The sequence below is a fragment of the Paenibacillus ehimensis NBRC 15659 genome (assembly GCF_004000785.1).
Classification (GTDB): domain Bacteria; phylum Bacillota; class Bacilli; order Paenibacillales; family NBRC-103111; genus Paenibacillus_G; species Paenibacillus_G ehimensis.
In genome coordinates, this window is sequence record NZ_BILX01000139.1 from 1 (window position 1) to 8029 (window position 8029).

Annotated in this window: 1 protein-coding gene; it reads left to right on the top strand. The window is 61.6% G+C overall.

Going from position 1 to position 8029, the window contains the following annotated elements:
- Positions 1-8029: non-ribosomal peptide synthetase (locus PEH01S_RS33535; RefSeq protein ID WP_127490382.1), on the top strand; the 8029-nt coding region annotated here is incomplete at both ends.

Here is an 8029-nt window from a genome sequence, read left to right on the forward strand (position 1 = left end):
ATCCTGAAAGCCGGAGGCGCGTACGTGCCGATCGATCCGGAATATCCGGAGGAGCGCATCCGCTATATGCTGGACGATTCGGGTGCGGAGCTGCTGCTTGTGCAAAGCGGGCTTCGGGACCGCACCGCGTTCACGGGGACCGTCATAGAGCTGGATGCGGAGGAAGCGTACAGCGCAGACGGCTCGAATTTGCCGCCGGTGTCGGGACCGGACGATTTGGCTTATGTCATCTATACGTCGGGAACGACGGGCAAGCCGAAAGGGGTCATGGTTGAGCATCACGGATTGTGCAATCTGAAGACGTATTATGACCATACGCTGCATATCGGGCTTCAGGATAAAATTCTCCAGTTCGCGAGCTATTCGTTCGATGCCGCTTGCTGGGAGTTTTTCCAAGCGTTGTTCTGCGGAGCGACATTGTATATCCCGACGTCGGAGACCATCCAGAACTACCGGCTGTTTGAAGACTATATGGCCGGGCACGGCATCACCGTCGCGGCGCTGCCGCCAACCTACGCGGTTTATTTGGACCCGGACCGCATGCCGAGCCTGCGCATCCTGTTCACGGCCGGCTCCGCTTCCTCGACGGAGCTGATCCAGAAGTGGAAAAACCGGGTGATGTATTACAACGGATACGGACCGACGGAGAACTCCATTGCCACGTCCATCTGGCCGGTATCGACGGACCCGATGGCGGATCGGATCATTTCTATCGGCCGTCCGGTTCCGAACCATCGCGTTTACATGGTAGATCCGCACGGTCATCTATTGCCGGCCGGCGTGGCCGGAGAGCTGTGCGTCGCGGGGGCGGGACTTGCCCGTGGCTATCTGCACCGGCCGGAGCTGACGGCGGAGAAGTTCGTGACGAGCCGGTTCGCGGAGGGCGAGCGGATGTACCGGACCGGGGATCTGGCGCGATGGATGCCGGACGGTAAAATCGAATATTTGGGCCGAATCGACCATCAGGTGAAAATCCGCGGCTACCGGATCGAGCTGGGCGAGGTAGAGGCGCAGATTTTGAAGGCCGCATCCACGGTCCAGGAAACGATCGTCATCGCACGTGAGGATGCTTCCGGGCAAAACCAGCTCTGCGCGTACTTTGTGGCGGATCGCGAAGTGGCCGTGAGCGAGCTGAGAAGCGCGCTGGCGGCGGAGCTGCCGAACTACATGGTGCCGTCGTACTTCGTGCAGCTGGAGCAAATGCCGCTGACGCCGAACGGCAAAATCGACCGCAAGGCGCTGCCCGCGCCGGAGGAAAGCCTGCGGGGCGGAGCGGCCTATACGAAGCCGCGCACCGCAATGGAACAGACGCTGGTCTCGGTATGGCAGGCCGTGCTGGGGACGGACCGGATCGGGATTTTGGACAATTTCTTCGATCTCGGAGGCGACTCGATCAAGGCGATTCAGGTAGCTTCCCGCTTGCTGCAATCCGGCTACAAGCTGGAAATGAAAAACTTGTTCGCGCACCCGACCGTCGCCGAGCTTGGCGGCTATGTGCAGCTTGCCGGACGGATGGCGGATCAAGGGGATGTCCGCGGAGAAGTGAAGCCGACACCGATTCTGCATTGGTTCTTCGAGCAGCGGTTTGCCGAGCCGCATCATTTTAACCAGGCCGTCATGCTTCACCATGAGCAGGGCTTTGACGAAGCGGCGCTCCGTCAGGCGGTGACGAAGCTTGCCGAGCATCACGATGCGCTGCGCATCGTCGTGCGGGAGAACGGCAGCGGGAAGTTTACCCTGCTGAACCGCGGCGTCGGCGAGGGCGAGCTGTACAGTTTGGACGTCGTCGACTTCCGGGGACAAACGGACTTCGCGGAAGCGCTCGAAGCGAAAGCGAGCGAAATCCAAAGCGGTATCGACCTGAGCGAAGGGCCGCTCATGAAGCTGGGGCTGTTCCGCTGCGACGACGGGGACCATCTGCTGATCGCCATTCACCATTTGGCGGTGGACGGAGTATCGTGGCGCATTTTGTTCGAGGACCTGGCGACGGGCTATGAGCAAGCGCTCAAAGGCGAGGCGATCCGCCTCCCGCAGAAGACGGATTCTTTCCGGACGTGGGCGGAGCAGTTGACGCATTACGCGAACAGCCCGGCCATGGATCGCGAACGGGCGTACTGGCAGGAAGTTGCGAAAGCCGAACGGCTTCCGCTGCCGAAGGATAACGCCGTGAGCGGACAGGCGGCGATGGCATTCCGGGATAGCGAAACCGTCACGGCGCAATGGATGGTCGAAGAAACGGAGCAGCTGCTGAAGCAGGCGAATCGCGCTTACAACACGGAAGTGAACGACTTGCTGCTGACAGCGTTAGGCATGGCGGTTCATGCCTGGACCGGGATGGAGCGGGTGCTCGTCAACCTGGAAGGGCACGGCCGCGAAGCGATCCTGCCGGAGCTTGACATTACGCGCACTGTTGGCTGGTTTACAAGCCAGTACCCGGTCGTGCTGGAGACCGGAGCGAATTGGAGCGTATCGCAGTCGATCAAGCGGGTGAAGGAAGGGCTGCGCCGGATTCCGAACAAAGGAATCGGCTACGGCATCGTGCGCTATTTGTCCGACCGCCGGGAGGGCTTCGAAATCGAGCCGGAAATCAGCTTTAACTATTTGGGGCAGTTCGATCAGGACGCGCAGCACAGCGCGATACGGGTTTCGCCGTATGCAGGCGGCGAATCGGTGAGCGGCAGCACCGTGATCAAGCATGCGCTGAATGTCAGCGGGATGATTGCCGGCGGCGCGCTTTCGCTGGATATCCGTTACAACAGTCGGTTGTACCGGAAGGAGACGATGGAGAAGCTGGCCGGATTGCTGAAGGCAAGCCTGCGGGAAGTGCTCGCGCAATGCGCGGCGCAAGAGCGGCCGGAGCTGACGCCAAGCGACCTGCTGTTCAAAGGGCTGACCGTGGAAGAGCTGGACGCGATTGCGGACCAAACCCGCCATGTAGGCGAAATCGAGAACGTGTACGCGCTGACGCCGATGCAGAAGGGCATGCTGTTCCACAGCCTGATGGAGCCGGATTCGGGCGCATACTTCCAGCAAGCCGCCTTCGACCTGCTGGGGGATTTCGACACCGCCTTGTTCATCCGCTGCTTGGATCTGCTCACTGCCCGGCACGAAGCGCTGCGCACGAACTTCTACACCGGCTGGAAGGAAGAGCCGCTGCAGATCGTTTACCGCCGGAAAGGCAGCGAAGTATACCTGGAAGACCTGCGCGGCATGGGAGAAGCGGAGCGGGAGGCGTATATCGCCGCGTTCACAAGCCGGGATAAAGCCCGGGGCTTCGATCTTGCGCAGGACGCGTTGATGCGCGTATCCATTCTGCGCACCGGCGAACAGGCCTACCGGTTGATCTGGAGCTTCCATCATATCGTGATGGACGGCTGGTGTTTGTCGCTGGTGACGAGCGAGGTGTTCGGCGCCTACTATGCGCTGGCGGAGCGGCGTGAGCCCGAGTTTGCCGAGGTTACTCCGTTCGGACGTTACATCGAATGGTTGGAGCGGCAGGACGCGGGAGAAGCGGCAGCGTATTGGAAACAATATTTGGCCGGATACGAGCAGCAGACGCTGCTCCCGAAAGCCGGTTCGGAGCAGGGGCAGACGGAAGGCTACGTGCCGGAGCAGCTGACCTGCGAGCTCGGCCAGGAGCTGAGCGAGCGGATGAACCGGATTGCGAAGCAGCACCAGGTGACGATCAATACGTTGATGCAGACCGCTTGGGGCGTGCTTTTGCAGAAGTATAACAACAACCGCGATGTCGTATTCGGCAGCGTCGTGTCGGGACGTCCCGCAGATATTGCGGGCGTGGAAAGCATGATCGGGCTGTTCATCAACACGATTCCGGTCCGCATTCAAACGGAAGCGGAAACGACGTTTGCGGACCTGCTGCGGGCCACGCAGGAGCAAGCGCTCCGTTCGGGCGCCTACGATACGTTCCCGCTCTATGAGATTCAGGCGTTGGCCGAGCAGAAGCAGGACCTGATCAACCATATTATGGTGTTCGAAAACTTCCCGGTGGAGCAGCAGGTGGAACAGCTTGGAGAAGGCGGACAGGCCGCTTTTGAAATCGCGAACGTCGAAATCGCGGAGCAAACGAACTACGATCTGGACCTGATTGTCATGCCGGAGGAATCGATCCAAGTCGTATTCCGCTACAACGCGCGGGTATACGATCAGGCGACGATCGACCGGATGCGCGGACATCTGGTCCGCATTATGGAGCAGGCGGTTGCCGATCCGAACCTTCCGGTGAGCGAGCTGGAGCTGGCGACGGCCGAAGAACAAGCGCAGATTTTGCACGTCTGGGGCGACACGGATGCCGATTATCCGAAGGATAAGACGCTTTACGCGCTGTTTGAGGAGCAGGCGGAGCGGACGCCGGACCGGGTAGCGGTAGTGTTCGAGGACGAGCAGCTGACGTACCGCGAGCTGAACGAGCGGGCGAACCGGCTGGCACGCACGCTGCGGGCTGAAGGCGTGCAGCCGGATCAGCCTGTAGGCATCCTGATCGAGCGCTCGCTGGAGATGATCGTGGGCATCTACGGCATTCTGAAAGCTGGAGGCGCGTATGTGCCGATCGATCCGGAGTATCCGGAGGAGCGCATCCGCTACATGCTGGAAGATTCGGGAGCGCAGCTATTGCTGACGCTGAGCCGTTTGCGGGAACGCGTTGTTTTCGGCGGCAAAACGTTGGAGCTGGACGATGCGGCGGTTTATGATGCGAACGGCACGAACCTGGAGCCGGCCGCCGGGCCGACTCATTTGGCCTACGTCATCTACACGTCGGGCTCGACCGGCAAGCCGAAAGGGGTCATGATCGAGCATCATTCGGTCATCAACCGGATTTTGTGGATGCATGAAAAATATCCGATCGGCGAAGCGGATACCATTTTGCAGAAAACGACGTTTACGTTCGACGTATCGGTGTGGGAGCTGTTCTGGTGGTCGCTGGTCGGCTCGAAAATGTGCCTGCTGTCCGTCGGCGGCGAAAAGAGTCCGGAACGCCTTTTGGAGGCGATCGGCCGCTACGGCGTCACCACAATGCACTTCGTGCCTGCCATGCTGCACGCCTTCCTGGAATATGCCGAGGAGCAGCCGGCCGAACGGCTTCGCGAGAAGCTGGGGACGCTGCGTCAAGTGTTTGCGAGCGGCGAAGCGCTGCCGGCGCAGCACGTAGCCCGCTTCCAGCAAGCGGTCGCTTCGATTCGCGGGGCGAGGCTGATCAACCTGTACGGTCCGACGGAAGCGACGGTTGACGTTTCGTATTTCGACTGCGAGCCGGACGGAGCGTACCCGATGGTGCCGATCGGCAAGCCGATTCACAACACCCGGTTGTACATCATGGAGGAGGGAACGACCCGGCTGCAGCCGATCGGCGTGGCTGGAGAGCTGTGCATCGCAGGCGTTAACGTGGCGCGGGGCTACTTGAACCGGCCGGAGCTGACCGCCGAGAAGTTTGTGCCGAACCCGTTCGTCCCGGGCGAGCGGATGTACCGGACCGGAGATCTGGCACGATGGATGCCGGACGGCAACATCGAATATTTGGGCCGGATCGACCACCAAGTCAAAATCCGCGGTTACCGGATCGAGCTGGGCGAGGTGGAAGCGCACGTTTTGAACGAGGAAGCCGTGCTGGAAGCGGTCGTCGTAGCGCGGGAAGACGGAGCGGGCCAGAAGCTGCTCTGCGCGTACTTCGTGGCGGACCGGGAGGTGGCGGTGAGCGAGCTGAGAAGCGCGTTGTCGGCGGAGCTGCCGAACTATATGGTGCCGTCGTACTTCGTGCAGCTGGAGCAAATGCCGCTGACGCCGAACGGCAAAATCGACCGCAAGGCGCTGCCCGCGCCGGAAGGAAGCGTACAGACGGGCGTGGCTTACGTCGCGCCGCGGACATGGGTGGAAGCGAAGCTGGTGCAGATTTGGCAGGAAGTGCTGGGCGCTGCACATGTCGGGGTAAAGGAAAACTTCTTCGACATCGGCGGACACTCGCTGCGGGCGACGACCTTGGCTTCGAAAATTCACAAAGAGCTGGACAAGCAGGTGCCGCTGCGCAGCATCTTCGAATACCCGACGGTCGAGCAGATGGCGCGCGTGCTCGAAGAGATGGAGCAGGTGGCGTATGCGTCGATCCCGGTGACGGAGGAAAGCGAGTATTACCCGGCGTCTTCGGCGCAGAAGCGGCTGTACGTGCTGAACCAGCTTGAAGGCGAGGCGCTCAGCTACAACATGCCGTCGGTGCTGACGGTGGAAGGACCGCTTGACCGCGGTCGGGTGGAAGAAGCGTTCCGCCGGCTGATTGCACGCCACGAGACGCTGCGGACCGGCTTCCGGCTGATCGACGGCGAGCCGGTGCAGCGGGTGGTTGCCGCCGAAGAGGTGGCGTTCCGCCTGGAGGTTGCGCAGGCGGACGAGCAGGAAGCGGAAGCGCATATCCGCCGCTTCGTGCGGCCGTTCGATCTGGAGCAGGCGCCGCTGCTGCGCGTTGGCTTGATCGAGCTTGGCCCGGACCGTCATCTGCTGATGCTGGACATGCATCACATCATCTCCGACGGCGTGTCGATGGGCGTGCTGACCGACGAATTCGTGCGGCTGTACGGAGGCGAGGAGCTGCCGCCGCTGCGGATTCAGTACAAGGATTACGCGGCGTGGCAGCAGGCGGACGTGCACGGCGAATGGATGAAGCGTCAGGAGGCGTACTGGCTGGACGTGTTCCGCGGGGAAATTCCGGTGCTGGACATGCCGACCGACTACCCGAGACCGGCCGTACGCAGCTTCGAAGGCGATACGGTGACGTTCGCCATGGGCCAAGCGGGAAGCGAAAAGCTGCGGCAGCTGGCGGCGCAAACCGGCTCGACCTTGTATATGGTGCTGCTGGCGGCTTACATGACGCTGCTGCACAAATATAGCGGGCAGGAAGACATCGTCGTGGGCACGCCGATTGCAGGCCGTCCGCATGCGGACCTGGAGCCGGTGATCGGGATGTTCGTCAACACGCTGGCGCTGCGGAGCTATCCGGCGGGCGAGAAGACGTTCCTCGGGTACCTGCAGGAAATCAAGGAGCATGCGCTCAAGGCGTACGAACACCAGGACTATCCGTTCGAAGAGCTGGTCGAGAAGCTGAACGTGAAGCGGGATATGAGCCGCAGTCCGCTGTTCGACACGATGTTCGTGCTGCAAAACACGGAGGAAGGCGAGCTGGGCATCGAAGGCTTGACGTTCAAGCCTTACCCGAGCGGACATGACGCGGTGAAGTTCGACTTGACGCTCAACGCCGCCGAGGCGGAGGACGAACTGCAGTTCAGCCTCCGGTACGCCGGGGCGCTGTACAAGCGCGAAACGGTGGAACGGATGGCGGGCCACTTCGTCCGGCTGCTTGGAGCCATTGCGGATAGTCCGCAGGCGAAGCTGGCGGAGCTGGAGATGATTACGCCGGAGGAAGCTGCTCAGCTTCAGTCGGAGTTTAACGATACGGCGGATGAACGATATCCGCAGAAGAAGACGCTGTATGAGGTCTTCGAGGAGCAGGCGGAGAGGACACCGGACCGGGCAGCCGTGGTATTCGGGGATGGGCAGCTGACCTACCGTGAGCTGAACGAGCGTGCGAACCGCGTGGCGCGGGTGCTGCGGGCACATGGCGTCGCGGCGGATCAGCCGGTGGCGATGCTGGTGGAGCGGTCGCTGGAGATGATCGTTGGGATGCTGGCGGTGCTGAAAGCGGGCGGCGCGTATGTGCCGATCGACCCGCAGCATCCGGAGGACCGGATCCGCTTCGTGCTGGAAGACAGCGGAGCGAAGCTGCTGCTGACGCAAAGCTGGCAGCAGGCCAAAGCGGTGGAGTTCCAAGGCGAGGTGCTGTGCTTGGACGAAGCGTGGCTGTACGAAGGCCCGGCGGAGGAAGGCGCGAACCTGGAGCCGGTGTCTACCGCGGACAATTTGGCGTATCTGATCTACACGTCGGGGACGACGGGCCGGCCGAAAGGGGTCATGATCGAGCAGCGGAGCGTGGTGAACTTCACGCTGAGCTTGTTCGAGCCGATCTATG